Genomic DNA, 20,952 nt, shown 5'->3' on the forward strand with positions numbered 1-20,952 from the left:
GCGGTCAGCTACCCAAATAAGGTAGCTGACCGCGCTATTTGCAAGAAGTTCTGGCCGGAACTTCTTGCTGGGGGTTCGATTAGCAATAAAACTCTACATCAATTCTAAAATAAAGCATCAGTTTTATATGTTTTATTAAATAATATTAGTTACGTCTTATTTATAGTATTCACCGTTCAGAACGGCAATCCGACGTAGTTTTCAGCAAGTGCGGTTGAGGCAGCTTCGGAAGTGCAGAAGTAGTCAAGTTCTGCTTCCTGCACTTTCTGATCAAACGGAACCATATCAGGGAATCGGTGTAGCATTTTGGTCATGGACCATGAAAAGCGTTCGGCCTTCCAGATGCGCGCAAGCGCATTAGCAGAATAAGCATCGATGCCAGATTTTGATTTGTCCAGATAAAACTCTCTCAATCCTTCGTAAAGATAGTGCACGTCGCTGGCGGCGAGGTTTAGCCCTTTCGCACCTGTCGGAGGAACAATATGGGCGGCATCTCCAACAAGGAAAAGCTGTCCAAAGCGCATTGGTTCAGCCACGAAAGAGCGTAGAGGCGCAATGGATTTCTCGAAAGACGGTCCGGTTATCATTGCTTCGGCATGATGTGCCGGAAGGCGACAGCGCAGTTCATCGTAAAAGCGCTCGTCGCTCCAGTCTTCGATCTTTTCATCAAGTGAACATTGGATGTAGTAACGGCTGCGTGTGAGCGACCGCATGGAGCAAAGCGCAAAACCTCGTTCGTGGTTGGCATAGATCAACTCATGAGCGACCGGCGGAATGTCGGCCAGTATGCCGAGCCAGCCAAAGGGATAGACCTTTTCAAAGATATCGATTGCCTTGTCTGGTACAGATTTGCGGCTTATGCCGTGATACCCGTCACATCCAGCGATGAAATCGCAGTCGATGCGATGGGTTTTGCTGCCTTTCTCGTAGGTAATATATGGCGATGTCGTATCGAAATCATGCGGTGTTACGTTGACGGCTTCATAAATGCTGGTGGTGTTCGACTTCCGCCGTTCATCCATAAGATCGTGCGTCATCTCAGTCTGGCCATAAACCGTAACGCGCTTGCCGGTCAGTTTGTGCAGGTCGATACGGTGATCCCGACCGTCGAAGGCGAGTGAGAAACCGTCATGTCGCAATCCCTCTGCGTGAAGGCGTGTTGAAGCTTCGGCTTCATCCATCAGATTGACAGTGCCTTCTTCCAAGACGCCAGCACGTACACGGCCCAGAATATAATCCGCGCTGACGCGATCCAGCACGACATTGTCTATCCCGGCTTTAGTCAGAAGTTGGCCGAGGAGCAGGCCGGCCGGGCCCGATCCGATGATTGCCACCTGAGTGCGCATAAGTTCCTCCCAATGCAATTCCGTCTTTATTCTTGAAGGAACGTTCCTGCTGGCAATGGATAATCTCGACTATTTATTGTACAAATCGAACACGATTGGAGGGTAAGTGTCGGATAATTTTGTTCCAACATACGAGCTTTATGGAGAAGAAAGCGAGCAGAAGCCGGATTTTTGGCTACACTGCGAGACGCTTTTCTCGCGATCAAGTTTGCATAATTTCGAAATTTCGTTGCATCGTCACGAGAGCTTCTTTCAGCTTTTATATATTGAAGGGGGTACGGGGCAGGTGAGCTTCGATGGCGCCATCCACCCCTTTCAAACGCCATGTGCCATTATGGTGCCACCCGGTTTTAATCATGGGTTTGCATTCTCTCGAGATATAGTGGGGCACATTGTAACGATTTTGAGCCCTCATATGCCGTTTATTGGAGACGGCTCTGGGGGCGTTATGGCGAAGTGGTTGATGCATCCTCAACTCATATCGATGAAAGGAGCGGGCGACGAGAATCTGGCGTTACTTTCCTCTCTTCTGCGGCAAGTACAAGATGAGTTTCACACGAGAAAACCATATAAAAACAGTCTGCTGGAATCTCTTGTTCAAGCCGCATTCGTCTATGTTCTGCGACACGCTTATTCTTCAAATTCCGCAAAGCAGGAAGACCGTCAGATATATGGGCACGCTCGCATTGAGCGTCTGCTGGAGCTGATCGACCGCTATTACCGAGAACACAGGCCTGTTTCATTTTATGCGAAATTGCTGGGTGTTTCACCAACGCATCTCAACCGGACTGTCAAACAGCTGACAGGAAGGACGACGCAAGACATGATTGCAAGCAGGCTGATTGAGGCGGCCAGGCGCGATTTGATAGCCATGCCATCATCGGTGCAACATATCGCCTACAGCCTTGGCTTTTCAGATCCCGCATATTTTTCACGCTTCTTCCTTAAGATAACGAGCGAAACACCCCGTACATTCCGTTTGAGGGAGCGCGAGCGTCTGGCCGCTCTGGATTCATCATCATAGAATAAATTGGATTTTTCATTCTCTGCGGTCATCTCAGCAAATTGCGTAGATCCAACTGGACTTGAAGCATTGCAGGCAGGAAGCGTTCCACAAGGTCAATTGTTTCGACATGTGCCACGGGTGCCCCGATGTTGAGCGCCGCAACTACTAAACCTCGATGATTGAAAACAGGAACAGCGATGGAGCGTAGTCCGATCTCCAGTTCCTGATCGTTGATTGCATAACCTTGACCACGAATAATGGAGAGTTCTGTCATCAGCGGGGCAATTTCCACCTTTGTAAATGGTGTCAAAGCTTTCCGTTCTGTGCGCTCGAGAAGCACCTGAGCCTCGGGTTCATGAAGCCAGGCCAGAAGCACACGCCCCATCGAAGCACAGTAGGCTGGAAGCCTGCTTCCCGCCATCAAGTTGATGGAAATCACGCGCATTTGTGAGGCGCGCGCGATGTAAACAATTTCCGTTCCATCCAGAACGGATGCGGATGCGCTCTCTCCTACGGCATCAGAGAGCCGGTCCAGATGCGGCTGGATAATTGTCGGCAATGGCGTCGAAGATAGATAGGCATGCCCGAGCCGAAGAATTTTGGGCAGAAGCATGAAGAACTTGCCGTCATACTCAGCATATTCGAGCTCGGTTAGTGTCAGCAGGCACCGTCGTGCGGTTGCACGATCGAGACCAGTTATTTTTGAAACGTCCGCTATTGAAAGACGTGGTTGGTCTTCACCGAACGCTTCGATGACCTTCAATCCCTTTGCAAAACCTCCGATGAAATCTGTTTCGCGCATGAAATCCCTCTCAATTTGAGTAGATAATTTGTGCGATATATGAACAAATGTCAATTATCGCACAAAATGTTTGACCCTTTGCCGACGAGGTGGCTAACTCCAGTGCGATTGCGACCGGACGCTCAAGCACGAAGCTCGAACGCTCTGGTATGGAGGTAAAATGGACAAGACAATCGGAAGTCTGGCCGAGGCTGTTGCCGGAATAGGCGATGGCGCTACGGTCATGATCGGGGGGTTCGGTGGCTCAGGCGCGCCAATAGAATTGATCCATGCCCTGATCGATAAGGGGCCGAAGAACTTGACGGTGATCAACAATAATGCGGGCAATGGGCGCATCGGCATCGCGGCAATGATTGATGCCGGGATGGTTCGCAAGATGATCTGTTCATTCCCGCGGTCTTCCGATCCGCGCGCTTTCACGGACAAATATATTGCCGGTGAAATCGATCTGGAACTTGTACCGCAAGGAACGCTTGCTGAGCGTATCCGGGCAGGTGGCGCTGGTATCCCGGCGTTCTACACGCCGACAGCCTATGGCACGGAACTCGCCGAAGGCAAGGTAATAGCTGAATTTGATGGACGACCTTATGTGCAGGAGCGTTGGCTGAAAGCTGATTTTGCGCTCATTAAAGCGCATCTTGGCGATACGCACGGCAATCTGACCTACCGCATGGCTGCGCGTAATTTCAATCCACTCATGTGTATGGCTGCTGCAAGGACGATTGTTCAGGTATCGGAAATCGTTCCGCTCAACGGCATTGAGCCGGAAAATATCATCACGCCGGGTATCTTCGTCGACAGTGTCGTTGAAGTTGCAAATCCGCAGCAAGAAGAAGAGCTCATTCGTGCTGGAGTGACCTACGTATGATGATTGATATTCATGATGACATCAAACTGTCCAACGCCCAGATCGCATGGCGCGCCGCGCAGGATATTCAGGATGGTGCCTATGTAAATCTTGGAATTGGCTTTCCCGAAATGGTCGCCCGCTATCAACCGGAAGGACGCGAAGCGATTTTTCACACGGAAAATGGCGTTCTGGATTTCGGTGAAGCGCCGCCAGCAGGTGAGGAAGACTGGGACCTGATCAATGCTGGCAAGAAGGCTGTTACGCTAAAGCCCGGCGCGGCATTTTTCCATCATGCCGATAGTTTCGCGATGGTGCGCGGCGGACATCTCGATGTCGCGATTCTCGGCGCCTATCAGGTTGCCCAGAACGGTGATCTCGCCAATTGGCGTGTTGGCGCCAAAGGCGTGCCCGCAGTGGGCGGTGCGATGGATCTGGTACATGGTGCGAAGCAAGTTGTCGTCATCACCGAGCATGTAACGAAGAAGGGTGAACCGAAGCTGGTTGAAAAGTGCACTTTTCCGCTAACCGGCGTCGCATGTATCACCCGCATCTATACCAGCCATGCTGTGATCGATATCGACAAGGGGCGTTTCGTGTTGCGTGAAAAGCTGGCCGCCATGACGCTGGAAGACCTTCAAGCCATGACCGGCGCAAAGCTGCATATCGACGGCCCGGTCGCCGATCTCGTTGTTCCCGAGTTGTGAGACCATGTAATGAGTGAAGCCTATATCTGCGATTACATTCGCACTCCCATTGGTCGTTATGGCGGCGCGCTTTCTTCCGTGCGTGCCGACGATCTCGGCGCCATTCCGCTGAAAGCGCTTATGGAGCGTAATGGTTCCGTCGATTGGGAAGCTGTCGACGATGTGATTTTTGGCTCGGCCAATCAGGCGGGGGAAGACAACCGCAATGTTGCGCGCATGTCGCTGCTTCTGGCCGGGCTGCCGGTAGGAGTGTCTGGAACGACGATCAACCGTCTCTGCGGTTCCGGGATGGATGCAGTCATAACGGCTGCACGCGCTATCAGGGCTGGTGAGGCGGAACTGCTCGTTGCTGGCGGTGTGGAGAGCATGAGCCGCGCCCCCTTTGTCATGCCTAAGGCCGACATTGCATTTTCGCGCAAGGCGGAAATCTTCGATACCACAATCGGCTGGCGGTTCATCAACCCTTTGATGAAGAAACAGTATGGTGTCGATTCTATGCCTGAAACGGGTGAAAATGTTGCCGAAGATTTCAACGTCTCGCGGCAGGATCAGGACGCTTTTGCACTTCGCAGTCAGGAAAAGGCGGCAGCCGCGCAAGCCAATGGACGCCTTGCAAAGGAAATCGTTGCGGTCACGATCTCGCAACGCAAGGGCGATCCGGTCGTTGTCGACAAGGATGAACACCCTCGCGCCACGAGCCTGGAAGCACTGGCGAAGCTGGGCACGCCCTTTCGTGAGGGGGGCACTGTGACGGCGGGTAACGCTTCCGGTGTGAATGATGGAGCTGCCGCGCTTATCATCGCATCTGAAGCAGCCATCAAGAAATACGGCTTCACACCGATTGCCCGTATTATGGGCGGCGCCACGGCGGGTGTTCCTCCGCGCATTATGGGTATTGGTCCCGCTCCGGCGACAAAGAAGCTATCTGTGCGTATCGGTATCGCACCCGATGCATTCGATGTGATTGAACTGAATGAAGCATTTGCGTCGCAGGGACTGGCAGTGTTGCGCGATCTAGGAATTGCCGATGACGATAAACGCGTCAATCCCAATGGTGGCGCTATTGCGCTCGGGCATCCGCTCGGCATGTCCGGGGCGCGTATTGCGGGCACGGTGGCGCTCGAACTTGCGCTCAATGGCGGCAAATATGCTCTCGCAACGATGTGCATCGGCGTCGGGCAAGGGATCGCCATTGCGCTGGAACGCGCTTGAGCCTGAGTAAATGACAAATCCGGGCGCTCCCTCCGGCAGATCAGGTGCGACTTTTGTATTCTTGGACGACTACAATATTGCCCACGACTACCGATCAAGTTAGCATGACCTCATTACAACAACGGCGGGAACAACCCGCCGAACCAAAATGGGGAACATGTCGATGAAAATTGCTCGCCTTGCCCTGATGGGCGGACTCCTCGCAACTGCACTTTATACTGGCTCCGCTGCTGCTCGCGACCTGACGGTCGTGTCTTGGGGTGGCAATTATCAGGACGCCCAGCGTGAAATTTACTTCAAACCTTTTTCCGAGAAGACCGGCAAACCTTTGCTAGATGAATCTTGGGACGGTGGTTACGGCGTCGTTCAGGCGAAGGTGAAAGCAGGAAAACCCAACTGGGATGTCGTGCAGGTAGAAGCCGAAGAACTCGCTCTCGGCTGTGCTGACGGTCTTTACGAGAAAATCGATTGGGACAAGGTTGGCGGCAAGGACAAGTTCCTCGACAGTGCGGTCAATGATTGCGGTGTAGGGGCAATCGTGTGGTCGACAGCAATCGCCTATAATGCGGACAAGCTGAAAGATGGCCCACAATCCTGGGCTGATTTCTGGGATGTGAAGAAGTTTCCAGGCAAGCGCTCCTTGCGTAAGGGTGCCAAGTATACGCTTGAATTCGCTCTCCTCGCCGACGGGGTCAGCAAGGATGAGGTCTATGATGTGCTCTCAACCCCGGAGGGCGTGGATCGCGCGTTCAAAAAACTTGATGAATTGAAGCCGAATATCGTCTGGTGGGAAGCAGGGGCACAACCACTGCAATTGCTGGCCTCGGATGAAGTTGTGATGGCATCAGCTTATAATGGGCGCATCACGGGCATAAACAGGAGCGAAGGCAAGAACTTCAAGGTGGTCTGGCCGGGCAGCATTTATGCTGTCGATAGCTGGGTGATCCTGAAAGATGCCGAGAACAAGGATGCAGGGCTGGATTTCATTGCTTTTGCCAGCCAGCCCGACAATCAGGTGAAGCTGCCGAAATATGTCGCTTACGGTCTGCCGAACAAGGAAGCTGCAAGCAAGGTGCCTGCGGAATTCGCATCGGATCTTCCAACGGCGGAAGCCAATCTGAAAGACGCCCTTCCTCTTAACGTGGATTTCTGGATCGATAATTCCGAAGAGTTGACGAAGCGCTTCAACGCCTGGCTGGCGCAATAATTCACAGTCATGGCCCCGTCGGTGCAATATCGGCGGGGTTTCCCTGTTTTCCGGAAGATGGAGTGATTCATTGACGGACTGCCGCATCCGCTTCGAGAATATCAGCAAATCCTACGGTGATTTCAAAGTTATAGATGGTTTGAACCTCGATATTGATCGAGGTGAATTCGTGAGCCTTCTTGGTCCTTCCGGTTCAGGCAAGACGACGCTTTTGATGATGCTTGCCGGGTTTGAAAGTCCAAGCAGTGGAGCAATCCATGTCGATGGCAAGGCAATCAATACGGTTCCTTCATACAAGCGCAACATGGGAGTGGTTTTTCAGAACTACGCGCTTTTCCCCCATATGACAGTTGGCGAGAATGTCGCCTTTCCGCTTCAGATGCGAGGTGTTGGGAAAGCAGAGATTGGCAAGCTGGTGGATAAGGTGCTCGATATGGTTCAGCTCTCCACAATGCGTGAACGCAAGCCATCGCAACTCTCTGGCGGACAGCAACAACGCGTGGCGCTCGCCCGTGCACTGGTTTTCGAGCCGGGCGTGGTACTGATGGACGAGCCGCTTGGCGCGCTCGACAAGCAGTTGCGTGAACAGATGCAACTTGACATTCGTGCGTTGCATGGCCGGTTAGGACTGACGATTGTCTTTGTCACCCATGATCAAAGCGAAGCGCTGACTATGTCGGACCGGATCGCTGTCTTCAACAAAGGAAAAATCGAACAGATTGGCACGCCGCGTGCAATTTATGATGAGCCGCAGACCCGTTTCGTCGCCGAATTTATAGGCGAAACCAATCTTGCTGAAGGAACGGTCGAGCGGGTGGAAGGTACGAGCGCTTTCATTCGCCTGAAGGATGGCGGCACACTAACCGCATCATCGAAGGGAACGTTGGGGGCGGGACAGAAAGTTCTTCTGTCCATCCGGCCCGAGCGCATCGAACTGGGCGGGGAAGGTGGTTCAGACAATCTTCTTAAAACACGTGTGATCGACAGTGTCTATCAAGGGGATCATCTGCGTATCCAGCTGGATGCCAGCGCTCATGACTTTATTGTGCGTCTTGACAGGAAAGCGCGTGAATGGGCGCCTGGAACAGATGTCGTAGCGGGGTTCAATGCTGCAGATTGCTGGACTATTGCAGCATGACGGTTCCATCCGGCAAAACTGTCCGAGCGATATTTCTGATCGCGCCCCTGCTTGTTTTCATTGTCTTGTTTTTTCTGTGGCCGCTTGGGGTGATGATGAAACAGGCCGTGTCAGATACGGCGGTTTTGCGTGTTCTCCCCCAGACCGCCGAGGCTGTAACTCTTTGGGACGGACAATCGGCTCCATCACCTGAAATGAAACAGGCGCTCGTGGCAGACTTGAAGGCTTCGACCGACCAGCAGGCCGTAGGCGACATGGTCCGCCGCTTGAACAGCGCCCAATCGGGCTTTCGTACCTTGATGAGCAAAACACTTTCAGCCATCGAGAAGGGCGATCCTGTTCCTGACCTGGAAATGATCGACAAACGATGGAGCCGACCGGAGTTTTGGCATGCTATTGCGAATGCGCTTTCACCAACAACTGATCGCAACCTGCTCGCGGCGGTCGATATGGAGCGCGATACATCCGGAGAAATTGTTTCAATGGCGCCCGGTACATCGGCCAACCGGGCGATTATGCTGCGCACGTTCTGGATTGCCGCGCTGGTGACACTTGCCTGTGCAATAATTGGCTATCCCTATGCCGTCTTGCTCACATCATCCTCAGGCTGGATCAGGAGTGTGCTTTTTGCGGCAGTTCTGTTGCCGTTGTGGACATCATTGCTGGTGCGTACTGCGGCCTGGTTCATTCTTCTACAGGACAAGGGACTTATCAACGATACGTTGATCTGGCTTGGCGTCACCGATGGACCGCTACCGTTGATCTTCAACAGGGCAGGGGTAGTGATAGCCATGACCCATGTACTTTTGCCGTTCATGGTGCTGCCGATTTATAGCGTTCTTGTATCGATCCCGAGCAATCTCATGCCGGCTGCTGCATCGCTCGGCGCACCGCCTTGGAGGGCTTTCGTGCGGGTACTACTGCCTTTAAGTATGCGTGGCATCCTGTCTGGCATGCTGCTCGTGTTCATGAGCGCTATTGGCTACTATATAACTCCGGCTCTGATCGGTGGACCGGGCGACCAGATGATAAGCTCGATCATCGCCTATTACGCAACCGGTTCGGCCAACTGGGGTATGGCTGGTGCATTGGGGCTCGTGTTGCTCGTCGCCTGTCTCGTACTCTATGCCGTTTACGGACGGCTCACCGCTGACGAGCGGGGGAGAGCATGAACATGGGGCGTTTCGCGAAAATCCTGTTCGGTGTGGCCGCGGTGGTCTTTTTGATTGCTCCGCTGTTTGCAATTCTTCCACTTGCATTCACATCCAGCGTGTTTCTGACCTATCCAGTGCCCGGCTGGTCAGTGCGCTGGTTTGAAGAACTCGCCACGGCGGATGTCTGGCGGCGCGCAATCGTCAACAGCCTTATTATCGGATCAGGAACAACGATTTTGGCGACTGTGCTGGGAACGATGGCAGCACTTGGCCTGCGCAGCAGGATTTTGTTTCTTTCAGGCCCCATTAAAACTTTGTTCCTGTTGCCCATGGTCGTTCCCGCCGTGGTTATGGGCGTCGGTATGCAGCTATTGTTTGTCCGGCTCGGAATAGCGAATTCCTATCTCGGTGTGATTGTTGCGCATACAGTGATTTCGATCCCCTTTGTTCTGGTGAGCGTTACGGGTGCTCTGGCAGGTATCGACCGCCGTGTTGAATTGGCAGCCGAAAGTCTTGGCGCATCGCCTCTGACAGTTTTTCGTAAAGTCACACTTCCGCTCGCCATGCCGGGCATCGCGTCTGGTGCAGTATTGGCGTTCGCGACTTCATTGGACGAGGTTGTGCTGACGCTGTTCGTCGCTGGTCCAAATCAGCGTACTTTGGCACGCCAGATGTTTTCGACAATTCGAGAAAATATCAGTCCGGCTATCGCTGCCGCAGCATTTTTGTTCATCGCAGGCACCGTGCTTTTAGGCCTTGCGGCGATGCTCTTTCGCCGAAAGCGCTCCAGTGGAGCAATCTCCATCTGATAGGTGCGAGGGATCTCGTTTGCTGCCGTACTAATCTTTGTGCCTCAGCGATCGATCCGCGTCGAAAGGATGATGGATGACATCGTGCGCTCAACGCCTTCCAGCGCGCCTATACGATCCAGAACGGCGTCGAGTTCCTGTATAGAAGGAGCTTCCACAACGGCGATCATATCGAAATGCCCGCTGACGGAATGGAGCGAGCGAACGGCCATCATGCCGCGCAGAACTGTTTCGACTTTGGGCGCGAGCTTGGGTAGTGCGGTCACCAGTACATGAGCGCGAACCAGATCACGCTCGAATTCCGGTGCGATTCGTACCGTGTAGCCCTCTATAACTCCGCGTTTCTCAAGCTTTTCGATGCGGCTTTGGACAGTAGTTCGGGACACTCCGAGGCGCCGTGCGAGGTCAGCTGTCGAGGCGCGGGCATTTTCACGGAGGAGGGCGATGAGGGTAAGATCGGCTTCTGTCGTCATAATGCATATTAAATACGTCAATATGTGCAAACAAACAACGTCATATCGTCAGTTTGTATGCTTCTTTTTGCATAGAACTATGCGATTCTTGCATATCCGAATTGCATTCCAAGGGGAAAGTTATATGAAAGAGATCGTAGTTGTCGGCGCAGGCAAAATCGGTGCCACCATTGCCGATCTTCTCGCTTCCACAGGCGAGTATGCCGTTACCGTTGTCGACCGCTCTCAGGCGCAGCTCGATGCACTGGAATCGGGCGCAGAAGTCAAGACGCAGGCGCTTGATATTGAAGATGCCAAGGCTCTTGAAACTGCTCTGACCGGAAAGTTCGCTGTACTCAGCGCCGCTCCATTCCATCTGACGACCCGTATCGCCGAAGCTGCTGCTAAGGCAGGTGTTCATTATCTCGACCTGACCGAAGATGTTGCCAGCACACGCCGCGTCAAGGAACTGGCGAAGGAAGCCAAGACCGCTTTCATTCCGCAATGTGGCCTTGCTCCTGGATTCATCTCCATCGTTGCCTATGATCTGGCGAAGCGTTTCGACAAGCTCGACAGCGTTCGTATGCGCGTTGGCGCTCTGCCGCAGTACCCTTCGAATGCTCTGAACTACAATCTGACCTGGAGCACCGACGGCGTCATCAACGAATATATCGAGCCGTGCGAAGCCATCGTGAATGGCGAGCTGAGCGAAGTTCCTGCTCTCGAAGAACGCGAAGAGTTCTCGCTCGACGGCGTTACCTACGAAGCTTTCAACACCTCCGGTGGCCTCGGCACGCTCTGCGAAACGCTGGAAGGCAAAGTTCGCACGCTCAACTACCGCACCATCCGCTACCCGGGTCACGTTGCGCTGATGAAGGCGCTCCTCAACGATCTCGGCCTGCGTCATCGCCGTGAAGTGCTCAAGGACATCTTCGAAAATGCCCTGCCGACGACTCTTCAGGACGTCGTGGTGATTTTTGTGACCGTTTCCGGCACCAAGAACGGCCGTCTGGTTCAGGAAACCTACGCAAACAAGGTTTATGCCGCTCCGGTTGGCAAGATCATTCGCTCGGGCATCCAGATTACCACGGCTTCGGCGATCTGCGCTGTGCTCGACATGCTGGCCAAGGGTGATCTTCCGCAGCAGGGCTTTATCCGCCAGGAAGACATTACGCTCGAAGCATTCCTTTCGAACCGCTTTGGCAAGGCATATGCACAAGAAGATCATTGCGCACGTATGGTTGCCTGATAGCTTCTGCCGCATGAATGCGGGGTCTGTTGCGCTGGTACGCAGCAGACCCTTTTGCGTTTTGGTATTCGGTCAATCTGTCCTATCAAAGTCGCAATTGAATCGGATCGGGTTTAAGCGCATTGCCCAATCCAGACTGGCGGATGGATGTGCTACTCCGCCTTATGTGTGTCTACCGGCGCATCTTGACTGAGAACCGTTTCACAGTTCTCGGGTGCGCTTCTAAAGAAGTAGGAAAGTCATGTTGAAATCAGTTTTGCTGGCCGGTCTGGCCTCCGTCTTCCTCGCTTTGCCTGTTCAGGCAAAGGAATGGAAAGAAATCCGTATCGCCAGCGAAGGTGCATATCCGCCGTTCAACTACATGTCTCCAGATGGCAAGCTTGAAGGTTTCGATCTTGATATCGCAAATGCGCTTTGCAAAGCGATGGAAGCCAAGTGCACGATTGTCGCCAATGATTGGGACGGCATGATCCCGGGCCTGCAGGCCAACAAGTTCGATGCAGTCATCGCTTCGATGGCCATCACCGAAGAGCGCGAAAAGCAGGTTGCCTTCACCGAGCGCTATTACACGACGCCGCTTGCGGTTGTCGTGCCGAAGGATACGGATATGACTTCGCTCGATCCGTCGGCATTCGATGGAAAGACGGTTGGCGCACAGGCTGGCACCACGCAGGGCAACTATGCTGATGATGTCTACGGCAAGGCAGGCGCGGATGTGAAGCTTTACCCGACGGCTGACGAAGCCAATGCTGATCTCGAAAGCGGTCGTCTGGACGCGATCGCTGCCGACAAATTCCTCGCCGCAGATTGGCTGAAAAAGCAGGGCGCAAACTGCTGCAAGTTCCTTGGTGATATTCCGGGTTCTGAAACGAAGATCGCCGTTGCCCTGCGCAAGGGTGACGACGATCTGCGTGAACAGTTCAACGCCGCAATCAAGAAAATCCGTGACGACGGCACCTACGAAACGATCCGCAAGAAGTATTTCGATTTCGACATCTATTGATGTGACAAATTAGACTCCGGGCGTCTTCAAAACCTGCTTGCAGTGGAAGGCGTCCGGTGCTTCAGTCATGGCAAGCGCATGAAATCAGACGCTACCATTCGCGGGGGGTGCCCTGCCAATTACAACGATAACAAAGCAGTAAGGGGAATAGTTATGTTGAAAGCCATCCTATTTGCGGGCGTAGCATCTGTAATCGCTGCCTTGCCGGCGCAGGCCAAAGAATGGAAAGAAATCCGCATCGCCACCGAAGGTGCGTATCCACCTTTCAATTTCGTGGCGGCGGACGGTTCGCTTCAGGGACTTGATGTCGAAATAGCCAATGCCCTGTGCAAGGCGATGGATGCCAAGTGCACGATTGTTGCTAACGACTGGGACGGGATGATTCCCGGCCTGAAGTCGAACAAGTTCGATGCGGTCATTGCATCGATGAGCATCACGGAAGAGCGCAAGAAGGAAGTTGCGTTCACGGACAAATATTACTCCACACCACTTTCCGTTGCCGTGTCGAAGGATAGCCCGATCACATCGCTGGATGCCGAAGCATTCAAGGGAAAGTCGGTTGGCGCTCAGGGATCAACGACGCAGGGCAATTATGCGGAGGATGTCTACGGCAAGGCTGGCGCTGATGTTAAGCTTTACCCGACTGCCGACGAAGCCAATGCTGACCTGAAGAATGGGCGGCTTGATGCGGTTGTTTCCGACAAATTCCCGATTTCTGACTGGATCAAGGGCGATGGTGCGGATTGTTGCAAGCTTATCGGCGATATTCCCGGCACGCAGACCGATACCGGAATTGCGCTCCGTCAGGGCGATGACGATCTACGCGAACAGTTCAATGCGGCAATCAAGAAAATTCGCGACGATGGAACCTATGTCACGATCGTGAAGAAATATTTCGACTTCGACATCTACTGATTGCTTGTAAAAGATACAGCTCTTTGCTGTAAGCAACAACGCGCCGGCTGCAATCGGCGCGTTTATTTGTTTGGTTTGGTGGATGCCGGAAATGCCGATTCAGCAACAAGATGTCATCGTTCTGGGCGCCGGTATTGTTGGCGTGTCCACGGCACTACATCTGCAGGCGCGAGGTCGTTCTGTCTGCCTGATTGACAAAGGCGAGCCCGGAAATGGTACCAGTTTCGGCAATGCCGGTCTGATCGAGCGATCAAGCGTCATTCCCTATTCCTTTCCGCAAGGCTTCTGGACGCTCGTGCGGTACGGGATGAACCGTCGCTCAGACGTTCGCTACAGCCCGTTTTACATACCGAAGATGGCTCGCTGGCTGTTTCAATATTGGCGGGAATCGTCGCCAGAGCGGTTGATGACTGCCACGAATGCCATGCTGCCCTTGATTGAAGCGAGTGTTCGCGAGCATGATACTCTGGTAACCCAGTCGGGCAGTGAACGGTTGATCCGGTCGCAAGGATGGATCGAGGTGTTCCGGTCATCTTCTGCATTCGACGCAGCAGTGCGCCGTTTGCCCGGTTTGCAGCACTTCAAACTGTCTTATGATATTCTGGATGCGGCAGCCTTGCGCCAGCGTGAACCGTCGCTTGGCGATGTGGCTGGTGGCATTCACTGGCTTGACCCCAAGACTGTTGTGAACCCGGGTGGGCTGGTTAAAGCCTACGCTGATCTGTTCCACAGGAATGGCGGCGTCGTTGCTCACGGAGATGCTGTTAGCCTGGCACAGAATGAGAGTGGCTGGCAGGTGACGACGGAGGAGGCGGTCGTCCATGCGCGCGATGTTGTCGTGGCGCTTGGTCCGCAATCCGGCCTCATCTTCCGAAAATTCGGCTATCCGGTCCCGCTTGGCATCAAGCGTGGTCATCATCTTCATTTCACCATGAAGGATGGCTCGCGGCTCGGTCATACAGTGGTGGATGAAGAAGCGGGCTATGTTCTTGCCCCAATGGTGCAGGGTGTGCGGCTGTCGACAGGCATAGAGTTCGCTTCACCGGATGCGCCTGCCAACTATATACAGCTCAAGAAGGACGAGAAAATAGCGCGCAAGCTTGTGCCCCAGTTGGGAGACGCCATCGAAACGACGCCGTGGCTTGGATTGCGCCCTTGCTTGCCGGATATGCGTCCCGTTATTGGGGCGGCGCCAAAACATAAGGGACTATGGTTCAATTTCGGCCATGCTCATCACGGTTTGACGCTTGGACCTGCGACAGGGCGTTTGCTTGCTGAGATGCTTGTCGGAGAAGAACCGTTTGTCGATCCGAAACCTTATTCGGCTGAAAGGTTTCTATAGTTTTATCTAAAACTTTCGTGACAGGCTTGTCAGTTACGGAAGAGTGGGGCTATCAATTGGCCCCATTCTCATATCGCGCAGTTGCGAACAATCGATCCGGAAAATTCTCGTGAAAATGAAGCCTTTGGGCCGTACCGGCCTTACTGTCACTGAAATTTGCCTCGGCACCATGACCTGGGGTGTACAGAATACCGAGTCCGATGCTCATGAGCAGCTCGACATTGCTCTCGATGCTGGTATCAATTTTATTGATACTGCCGAGGGATATGCCATTCCGATGAGTCCAGAAAGCTATGGCAAGACAGAGACCTACATTGGCAGTTGGTTCAAGAAATCTGGAAAACGTGACAAGATCGTACTGGCGAGCAAGATCGCCGGTGGCGGTAGGCAGAAGTGGATTCGAGACGGCGCCAGGCCAAGCCGAACCAGTGTTCGCGAGGCGGCGGAGAACAGTCTGAAACGGCTTCAGACGGACTATATTGACCTCTATCAGGTCCATTGGCCGATGCGTGCACACTACCATTTTGGCCAGAGCTGGAGCTTCGATCCGTCCAACACGGATTGTGCGGCAGAAACTCAACAGATGCATGATGTTCTGCTCGGGCTCGGAGACATGGTTCGCGACGGAAAGATCAGGCATATCGGTCTTTCCAATGAGACAGCCTGGGGAACGATGCAGTGGCTTCGGTTGGCGGAGCAGCACAGTCTGCCACGCATCGCCTCAATCCAGAACGAATATAGTCTTCTGCAGCGCCAGTTCGATTTTGACATGGCAGAGCTGGCGCTCTGCGAAGACGTTGGACTGCTTGCTTATTCGACGCTTGCAGCTGGCGTTCTGACCGGGAAATATCTGGGCGGCAGGTTGCCCGCCGGTTCGCGCGCGGTCATTTCCGAAGGCGGCATCTGGCGGAACAATGTTCACTCAGAGCCCGCAATTCGCGCCTATATCGATGTTGCGAAGAAGCACGGTCTCGACATCGCCCAGATGGCGATTGCCTTTACACTGACACGCCCGTTTATGACCTCGGCCATCATAGGTGCAACGACTGTAGATCAGTTGAAGACCGATATCGCGGCCCATCAAGTCAAACTGTCGGAAGATGTCCTGACTGATATCGAAAAGGTTTACAGGCAGTATCCGCGTCCGCTTTAGAGCCGAGAGGGCGTATAGAGAGCCTGCCGACTGGCAGGCTTTTTCTATCCGGCAAGATAAATTTCGTGTTTGACGATCCATTGATCGATTGGTGTCTCGCTTGAAGAACTGACGATCACCATTCGGTCGAAGCGTAGATTGCGACCAGCAAGTGATCTTGCTAGGCGAGTCATCTCTGTTGCGCGCGAAGCTCGATCAGCAACGCCATAGGCAAGCGAAACATGTGGAAGGAAAGTCGAGATGTCGTTCTCTCCAGATATACCCAGTGAATCCTGTTTCAGTGTCATGAGTGCAGGTGTTTTCTGCAGCGTGGCGTAGAAAGAGCGGAAATAAGCCTCGGTTCCGGTCACGTTCTCAATGAGAACATCCAGAGGTTTGCGACCGACCGCAAGGCTGAGCACCAGCGGCAGCAGTTCGTCTGCCGAGCGTTTCATATCGGGTACAAGTGTCGCATGTGGTTCAAATACGGGCGAAGCAAAGTGGCCAGCCAGTTCTGCAACGATGGATTCCAGAAATTTGAGGTCATCGCGTGCAGGACGCAACCAGATGGAGTGGAAAGTCATTGATTTGGCATCCCTCGAACGCCGCGTTCGTTTTTAAGTGGCCTGACGCTGTTCCGCAATATGAGCGGTAGTTCGAGCACAACTGTCTGAGGCAGCGCATTTGGTGCGGCCTGTCTCTCGTCAAGCAGACGGATGATTTCGGCGGAAAGGCGTTCAGCATTCTGATCGAATGTTGTCAGCCGGTAGGCCCCCCAGCGTGCTTCCGTGACATTATCGAAGCCGATAACCGAAATATCGTCAGGAATAGAGAGATTGAAGACATCGCGTGCGCAGTCCATCAGGCCGAAAGCCATAAGGTCGTTGACGCAAAACACGCCTTCGACGCGCTCTTGCTCGCCGAGGAGTAAGGAGGCCGCGCCGTAGCCGCCGTCATAGTCGGTCAGGTCACCGCGCTGTACGCTGACGCTCAATCCAAGGCTTTTGCCTTTGGCGATGAAAGCTTCCTCACGTTCAATCAGATTGAGACTACCGACATTCGACGTTATGAGGCCAAGCTTTTTCATGCCTCGTGCCGCGAAAATTTCGACAGCCGTTTCGGCGGCTAGTCGATTGTTGATGTGAATATGATCGGCTCCCTCTTCGGTTCGTCCGACGAGGATCAGGGTCTGGCCGTTTCGTTGGGCAAGATCGACAAATGACGACGAGGGCATGCCGGAAAGAACTACCGTCGCTTCGGCACGATAGCGCAACAGCGTTTCGTGGGCCGCAGAGAGGTTTTCTCCATGCTGGCCGGTCGGGATCAACACCGGCACACTGCCACGTGCTGCAAGTCGACGGGAAAGCGCTGCAATCTGGCGGGAGCGAAAAGGACTATCCGGGTCTGCCGCAATCATTCCGACGATACGACTGCGATTGGCAAGAAGACCGCGTGCAAGATCGTTGACCTGATAACCCAGCTTTTCGGCAGCTTTCAGCACTTTCTCGCGTGTTGAGGGCGAAACACTGGCGCCAGGCGTAAAGGTTCGGGACACAGCGGAGCGTGACACGCCTGCCTCGAGCGCGACTTCGTGCGCGCTGATGAACCGTGGCTGGTTATCCGCGCTGTCCTGTTCTCGCTGCATTTCTTTATCCGGCATTTTATCGCCCTACTTTTGAAAGAACATCGGCCCTGAGGAAGCGCTCGACCACGAACATGAAGGCAATTGATGGCACCAGCAATATCAATGCGCTGATCGACGCGATTTGATAATTGCCGCCGGAACTCGCTGTATAAAGCAGCAAGGGCAGGGTGGAAATATCAGGGGCGCCAACGAAATAAGTGCCGGTGAACTCGTCGAGCGATTCAAGAAAGACAAAGATCGCGCTTGCAAGCAAACCCGGTGCGGCTATTGGCAGGGTGATGTCGAAGAACGTCTTGAGGGCGGAAGCGCCCATTGAGCGCGCCGCTTCTTCAAGCTCCCGATCAATTGCCGAAAACGCTGCCGTGGCGATCCAGACGGCATAGACCAGACCATGAGTGACATGCACCAGAACGACACCTGTTATCGTGCCATTCAGGCCGAAAGAGTAGAACATCTGCGCGATGTTTACGTAAACGGGCAGGTTCGGAAAAGCTTGCGGGATCAGCAGCGTCAGCAGGATCAGCCCGCGAAACGGCAGTTTCAGGCGTGCGAGAGCGTAACCGGCGGGAATGGCGAGGCCAAGTGAAACGATCACTGTCAGGCCTGCAATAAGAACGCTTGTGCCAAGTGACGAGAGCGCATTGCCGCGAGGCGAAAACACATTCGTCCAGAAAGAGAAACCATACTGAAGCGGCAGTGTGTGTGGGAAATACCAACGCTCAGCTACAGCCCACAGAAGCAGGTTGGCGAGTGGCCCGAAAATCGCGAAGGCGAGCAGACCAAGCAATATGCCACGTGGTATCCAGCGCCAGTCGATGATGTTGCTCATTGGCCGTGTTCCTTCATGGTCTGGCGCAGGTAAACCCAGGCGACGAGGCTGGTCATGAGGAGCGAGATCGTACCCAATGCATTTGCGACGCCGTAATCCCCATAAGCATTGATACGGAATGCCATGTTTGCCGTGATCATCGTTGGTGATTGGGCGTTGATCATCAAAGGCACGGACAAGACGGACATCATGGTGACAAAGCTCAGTATCAACCCAACGAGCAGCGTTTGGCGGACTTGCGGCAGAACAATCTCGATGAGAATGCGCAGCCGCCCGGCACCAAGATTGCGAGCGGATTCAATCGTGCTGCGATCGATGGATGCCATTGCACCTGCCAGCAACAACGTGACAAATGGCGTCTGTTTCCAGACGAATGCAATGACGATGCCACGCCAGTCGAGAAAGCTCATTGCCTGCAAGGGGGTAAGGACCCCTGTTTCGATGAGCAGGCTGTTCATCAACCCGTTCTTGGCAAGGAAGGTGCGGAGTATCTGGCCAACGACAATGAAGGGGATGAAAAGCGGCCAGCGATAGAGCCAGCGCAGAACAGTGACAGCGCGCGGGTTCGAGCCAAGCGTCAGGTAACCGCTGATGGCGATAGAGAATAACGCAATCAGCAGGGACGACAGTGTAACGATGACAAAGGTGAAGATGATGTCGCTGGAATAAAGTTCGAATGCTTTGGTGAAATTGCCGGTTCCCCATTCCCCGGAAACGTTGAAAGCTCCGGTGATCGCTCCAAAAAGCGGTACGATGAACAGCAATAGGACGATCGCCAGTGCCGGCGCGACAAGAAGAATCCCCGTCAGTCGATGCGACATTCGAAACCTCATGAAGTAGGATGCGCGCCGGAAACACTCGTGGTGCTTTGATTGCGTAATCCGGCGTCAATTTCGGAGCGCTCCGAATGGAACCCAGTTCGTCAAAGCGCTCCGATAGAAGGCAGGATTGTCGGACTTAATTGCCGACCTGACGCTCATAAGCTTCCAGAATCGCGCTGTTATAAGGTGCGATTGGGAAGGGTTTGCCGTATTTAGCAAGCTCGTCCGGCGAAATGTCAGTGAAGAGCTTGTTCCAGGTGTCACCGTCCAGCTCTGCCTTGACATGGTCGGCATCGATGCCCGGATACCAGTTGAAGCGCTTCACGATACCTTCGGCCTGTACTTTCGGGCTCGTCGCCAATGCGACAAATTTTTCGGCCAGTTCCTTATGCGCGCTTTTTTCCGGGATCACATAATGCATCGGCTGACCGGGCATGCCGGGAGCTGGTAGGACAAGTTTCATTTCCGGCGGAAGCTGTCCATTCGCCTTCCACGAATAGAACATGTCCACCCATACTGGTCCCATCGCGATTTCGCCACGGCTCAACATGTCGAGCGTGCCTGCATTGCCTGGGGTGAGGGTGGCGTTCTTTGTAAAGTCCTTTAGCGAAGCAAACGCCTTGTCCCAGTTCTTCGCTTCGCCCTCTTCGAATGGACCCTTCATCAGCTTGTCTGCGTCGCCACCATAAGCATAGATCCAGCCCATAACAAAGCTCACGCCCGATGCGCCACCCTTGATGCCGTTATAGCCGAATTGCTTTGGGTTTTCCTTGGCCCATGCGACGAGCTCGTCATAACTCTTTGGCGGATTGGCAACGAGTGCAGGATTGTAGGCAAGTGCGGTCTGGCTGTTGAACATCGGCATGACGTAGCCGTCGACATCCGTACCGAGCGCCATTTTCGCATTATCGCGCGTCACCAGCTTACCGCTGTCGATTTTGCCGCGATAATTTTCGAGGAACTTCGCCGTTACCATCGGTCCGACGAATTTCTCGTGGACGACGGCGACGTCGGTGTCCCATTTTTCCACGCCAGCCTTGGACTGGGCTTCGAAACGCTCGAGAACCTTCTGCGAACCCGCATCGCCGGGACCTGTTCCCACAACGCGAACGGTCGTTCCGGGATTTTCCTTCTCGAACAACGGTCCGAGATACTGATTGATATAGTCAACCATGTTCTGGTCACCTGCCGTGATGACGGTAAGCTCATCGGCGGTGGCGGGTGCAACGGTGAGACCAATTGCCATTGCCGCGTTCAGGATAGTTCTCATGAAAAGGACTCCTGTATGAAACCGGGATTTCCGGTCTTTTGATTGAAAGCAGATGCAGTGCATCCA

The 20,952-nt window shown here is 53.7% G+C and carries 21 protein-coding genes; 13 read left to right on the forward strand and 8 right to left on the reverse strand.

Annotation, left to right across the window (positions count from 1 at the left end):
- Window positions 1-176: 176 nt before the first annotated feature.
- Window positions 177-1,346: a 4-hydroxybenzoate 3-monooxygenase gene (gene pobA, locus OHI65_RS08345; RefSeq protein ID WP_094515701.1), complete on the reverse strand. Its 1,170-nt coding sequence runs from the start codon at window positions 1,344-1,346 to the stop codon at window positions 177-179.
- A gap of 106 nt (window positions 1,347-1,452) precedes the next feature.
- On the opposite strand from pobA, the gene OHI65_RS08350 reads away from it, so the two are divergent.
- On the forward strand, window positions 1,453-2,370 hold the full coding sequence (locus OHI65_RS08350; RefSeq protein WP_125302571.1) for a helix-turn-helix domain-containing protein: 918 nt from the start codon (window positions 1,453-1,455) through the stop codon (window positions 2,368-2,370).
- A gap of 28 nt (window positions 2,371-2,398) precedes the next feature.
- Here the strand turns inward: OHI65_RS08350 and OHI65_RS08355 are convergent, their stop codons facing one another.
- Entirely contained in the window at window positions 2,399-3,154 is a 756-nt protein-coding gene (locus OHI65_RS08355) for an IclR family transcriptional regulator (RefSeq protein WP_010658908.1), read from the reverse strand.
- A gap of 160 nt (window positions 3,155-3,314) precedes the next feature.
- Here OHI65_RS08355 and OHI65_RS08360 point away from each other — a divergent pair, with 160 nt between their 5' ends.
- The 7 genes from OHI65_RS08360 to OHI65_RS08390 all read left to right on the forward strand — a co-directional run bounded on the left by OHI65_RS08360 (window position 3,315) and on the right by OHI65_RS08390 (window position 10,228).
- Complete coding sequence (locus OHI65_RS08360) at window positions 3,315-4,022, forward strand: 3-oxoacid CoA-transferase subunit A (RefSeq protein WP_125302568.1); 708 nt, start codon at window positions 3,315-3,317, stop codon at window positions 4,020-4,022.
- A complete protein-coding gene (locus tag OHI65_RS08365; RefSeq protein WP_125302565.1) occupies window positions 4,019-4,708 on the forward strand; it encodes a CoA transferase subunit B in 690 nt (229 codons plus the stop codon). Before OHI65_RS08360 ends, OHI65_RS08365 begins: the two co-directional genes overlap by 4 nt.
- 9 nt (window positions 4,709-4,717) lie before the next feature.
- Entirely contained in the window at window positions 4,718-5,920 is a 1,203-nt protein-coding gene (gene pcaF, locus OHI65_RS08370) for a 3-oxoadipyl-CoA thiolase (RefSeq protein WP_125302563.1), read from the forward strand.
- Window positions 5,921-6,083: 163 nt separating this feature from the next.
- A complete protein-coding gene (locus OHI65_RS08375; RefSeq protein ID WP_012093092.1) occupies window positions 6,084-7,127 on the forward strand; it encodes an ABC transporter substrate-binding protein in 1,044 nt (347 codons plus the stop codon).
- 70 nt (window positions 7,128-7,197) lie between these two features.
- On the forward strand, window positions 7,198-8,265 hold the full coding sequence (locus OHI65_RS08380) for an ABC transporter ATP-binding protein (protein ID WP_125302560.1): 1,068 nt from the start codon (window positions 7,198-7,200) through the stop codon (window positions 8,263-8,265).
- On the forward strand, window positions 8,262-9,437 hold the full coding sequence (locus OHI65_RS08385) for an ABC transporter permease (protein ID WP_125302558.1): 1,176 nt from the start codon (window positions 8,262-8,264) through the stop codon (window positions 9,435-9,437). Before OHI65_RS08380 ends, OHI65_RS08385 begins: the two co-directional genes overlap by 4 nt.
- Before the next feature lie 2 nt (window positions 9,438-9,439).
- Window positions 9,440-10,228 carry an ABC transporter permease gene (locus OHI65_RS08390; RefSeq protein ID WP_094515704.1) on the forward strand — a complete coding sequence of 263 codons (789 nt, stop codon included), beginning with the start codon at window positions 9,440-9,442 and terminating at the stop codon, window positions 10,226-10,228.
- Between the two features lie 44 nt (window positions 10,229-10,272).
- Here OHI65_RS08390 and OHI65_RS08395 read toward each other — a convergent pair whose 3' ends face one another.
- Window positions 10,273-10,701 carry an Lrp/AsnC family transcriptional regulator gene (locus OHI65_RS08395; RefSeq protein WP_012093088.1) on the reverse strand — a complete coding sequence of 143 codons (429 nt, stop codon included), beginning with the start codon at window positions 10,699-10,701 and terminating at the stop codon, window positions 10,273-10,275.
- A 124-nt stretch (window positions 10,702-10,825) separates the two neighbouring features.
- On the opposite strand from OHI65_RS08395, the gene OHI65_RS08400 reads away from it, so the two are divergent.
- The 5 genes from OHI65_RS08400 (at window position 10,826) to OHI65_RS08420 (ending at window position 16,342) form a co-directional block, all read left to right on the forward strand.
- Complete coding sequence (locus OHI65_RS08400; RefSeq protein WP_010658899.1) at window positions 10,826-11,929, forward strand: saccharopine dehydrogenase family protein; 1,104 nt, start codon at window positions 10,826-10,828, stop codon at window positions 11,927-11,929.
- Between the two features lie 241 nt (window positions 11,930-12,170).
- Window positions 12,171-12,932: an ABC transporter substrate-binding protein gene (locus OHI65_RS08405; protein WP_010658898.1), complete on the forward strand. Its 762-nt coding sequence runs from the start codon at window positions 12,171-12,173 to the stop codon at window positions 12,930-12,932.
- A 153-nt stretch (window positions 12,933-13,085) separates the two neighbouring features.
- A complete protein-coding gene (locus OHI65_RS08410; protein ID WP_094515705.1) occupies window positions 13,086-13,847 on the forward strand; it encodes an ABC transporter substrate-binding protein in 762 nt (253 codons plus the stop codon).
- Between the two features lie 91 nt (window positions 13,848-13,938).
- Window positions 13,939-15,189, forward strand: a complete 1,251-nt coding sequence (locus OHI65_RS08415; RefSeq protein WP_012093087.1) for an NAD(P)/FAD-dependent oxidoreductase — start codon at window positions 13,939-13,941, stop codon at window positions 15,187-15,189.
- A gap of 115 nt (window positions 15,190-15,304) precedes the next feature.
- Complete coding sequence (locus OHI65_RS08420; protein ID WP_125302588.1) at window positions 15,305-16,342, forward strand: aldo/keto reductase; 1,038 nt, start codon at window positions 15,305-15,307, stop codon at window positions 16,340-16,342.
- Window positions 16,343-16,386: 44 nt separating this feature from the next.
- On the opposite strand, the gene OHI65_RS08425 is transcribed toward OHI65_RS08420, so the two are convergent.
- The 5 genes from OHI65_RS08425 to OHI65_RS08445 all read right to left on the reverse strand — a co-directional run bounded on the left by OHI65_RS08425 (window position 16,387) and on the right by OHI65_RS08445 (window position 20,886).
- Entirely contained in the window at window positions 16,387-16,905 is a 519-nt protein-coding gene (locus OHI65_RS08425; protein ID WP_125302555.1) for a haloacid dehalogenase, read from the reverse strand.
- The gene (locus OHI65_RS08430; protein ID WP_125302552.1) at window positions 16,902-17,981 is read right to left on the reverse strand and encodes a LacI family DNA-binding transcriptional regulator; all 1,080 of its coding nucleotides are present in this window, start codon (window positions 17,979-17,981) and stop codon (window positions 16,902-16,904) included. The genes OHI65_RS08425 and OHI65_RS08430 overlap by 4 nt, the downstream gene beginning before the upstream one ends.
- Before the next feature lies 1 nt (window position 17,982).
- Complete coding sequence (locus tag OHI65_RS08435; protein WP_010658892.1) at window positions 17,983-18,795, reverse strand: ABC transporter permease; 813 nt, start codon at window positions 18,793-18,795, stop codon at window positions 17,983-17,985.
- A complete protein-coding gene (locus OHI65_RS08440) occupies window positions 18,792-19,616 on the reverse strand; it encodes an ABC transporter permease (protein WP_125302549.1) in 825 nt (274 codons plus the stop codon). The genes OHI65_RS08435 and OHI65_RS08440 overlap by 4 nt, the downstream gene beginning before the upstream one ends.
- A gap of 136 nt (window positions 19,617-19,752) precedes the next feature.
- Complete coding sequence (locus tag OHI65_RS08445) at window positions 19,753-20,886, reverse strand: extracellular solute-binding protein (protein WP_029375970.1); 1,134 nt, start codon at window positions 20,884-20,886, stop codon at window positions 19,753-19,755.
- Between the last annotated feature and the right edge of the window lie 66 nt (window positions 20,887-20,952).

This window comes from Brucella sp. MAB-22 (assembly GCF_025908475.1).
In the GTDB taxonomy this organism is placed as follows: Bacteria; Pseudomonadota; Alphaproteobacteria; order Rhizobiales; family Rhizobiaceae; genus Brucella; species Brucella anthropi.

Excerpts from the sequence above, each read along its gene's own strand:
- OHI65_RS08435 (WP_010658892.1), bottom strand. The coding sequence starts at position 18,795 with ATGAGCAACATCATCGACTGGCGCTGGATACCACGTGGCATATTGCTT.
- OHI65_RS08385 (WP_125302558.1), top strand. The coding sequence starts at position 8,262 with ATGACGGTTCCATCCGGCAAAACTGTCCGAGCGATATTTCTGATCGCG.
- pobA (WP_094515701.1), bottom strand. The coding sequence starts at position 1,346 with ATGCGCACTCAGGTGGCAATCATCGGATCGGGCCCGGCCGGCCTGCTC.
- OHI65_RS08445 (WP_029375970.1), bottom strand. The coding sequence starts at position 20,886 with ATGAGAACTATCCTGAACGCGGCAATGGCAATTGGTCTCACCGTTGCA.
- OHI65_RS08395 (WP_012093088.1), bottom strand. The coding sequence starts at position 10,701 with ATGACGACAGAAGCCGATCTTACCCTCATCGCCCTCCTCCGTGAAAAT.
- OHI65_RS08425 (WP_125302555.1), bottom strand. The coding sequence starts at position 16,905 with ATGACTTTCCACTCCATCTGGTTGCGTCCTGCACGCGATGACCTCAAA.
- OHI65_RS08405 (WP_010658898.1), top strand. The coding sequence starts at position 12,171 with ATGTTGAAATCAGTTTTGCTGGCCGGTCTGGCCTCCGTCTTCCTCGCT.
- OHI65_RS08440 (WP_125302549.1), bottom strand. The coding sequence starts at position 19,616 with ATGTCGCATCGACTGACGGGGATTCTTCTTGTCGCGCCGGCACTGGCG.
- OHI65_RS08410 (WP_094515705.1), top strand. The coding sequence starts at position 13,086 with ATGTTGAAAGCCATCCTATTTGCGGGCGTAGCATCTGTAATCGCTGCC.
- OHI65_RS08430 (WP_125302552.1), bottom strand. The coding sequence starts at position 17,981 with ATGCCGGATAAAGAAATGCAGCGAGAACAGGACAGCGCGGATAACCAG.
- OHI65_RS08390 (WP_094515704.1), top strand. The coding sequence starts at position 9,440 with ATGGGGCGTTTCGCGAAAATCCTGTTCGGTGTGGCCGCGGTGGTCTTT.
- OHI65_RS08420 (WP_125302588.1), top strand. The coding sequence starts at position 15,305 with ATGAAGCCTTTGGGCCGTACCGGCCTTACTGTCACTGAAATTTGCCTC.
- OHI65_RS08400 (WP_010658899.1), top strand. The coding sequence starts at position 10,826 with ATGAAAGAGATCGTAGTTGTCGGCGCAGGCAAAATCGGTGCCACCATT.
- OHI65_RS08375 (WP_012093092.1), top strand. The coding sequence starts at position 6,084 with ATGAAAATTGCTCGCCTTGCCCTGATGGGCGGACTCCTCGCAACTGCA.
- OHI65_RS08360 (WP_125302568.1), top strand. The coding sequence starts at position 3,315 with ATGGACAAGACAATCGGAAGTCTGGCCGAGGCTGTTGCCGGAATAGGC.
- OHI65_RS08355 (WP_010658908.1), bottom strand. The coding sequence starts at position 3,154 with ATGCGCGAAACAGATTTCATCGGAGGTTTTGCAAAGGGATTGAAGGTC.
- OHI65_RS08415 (WP_012093087.1), top strand. The coding sequence starts at position 13,939 with ATGCCGATTCAGCAACAAGATGTCATCGTTCTGGGCGCCGGTATTGTT.
- OHI65_RS08365 (WP_125302565.1), top strand. The coding sequence starts at position 4,019 with ATGATGATTGATATTCATGATGACATCAAACTGTCCAACGCCCAGATC.
- pcaF (WP_125302563.1), top strand. The coding sequence starts at position 4,718 with ATGAGTGAAGCCTATATCTGCGATTACATTCGCACTCCCATTGGTCGT.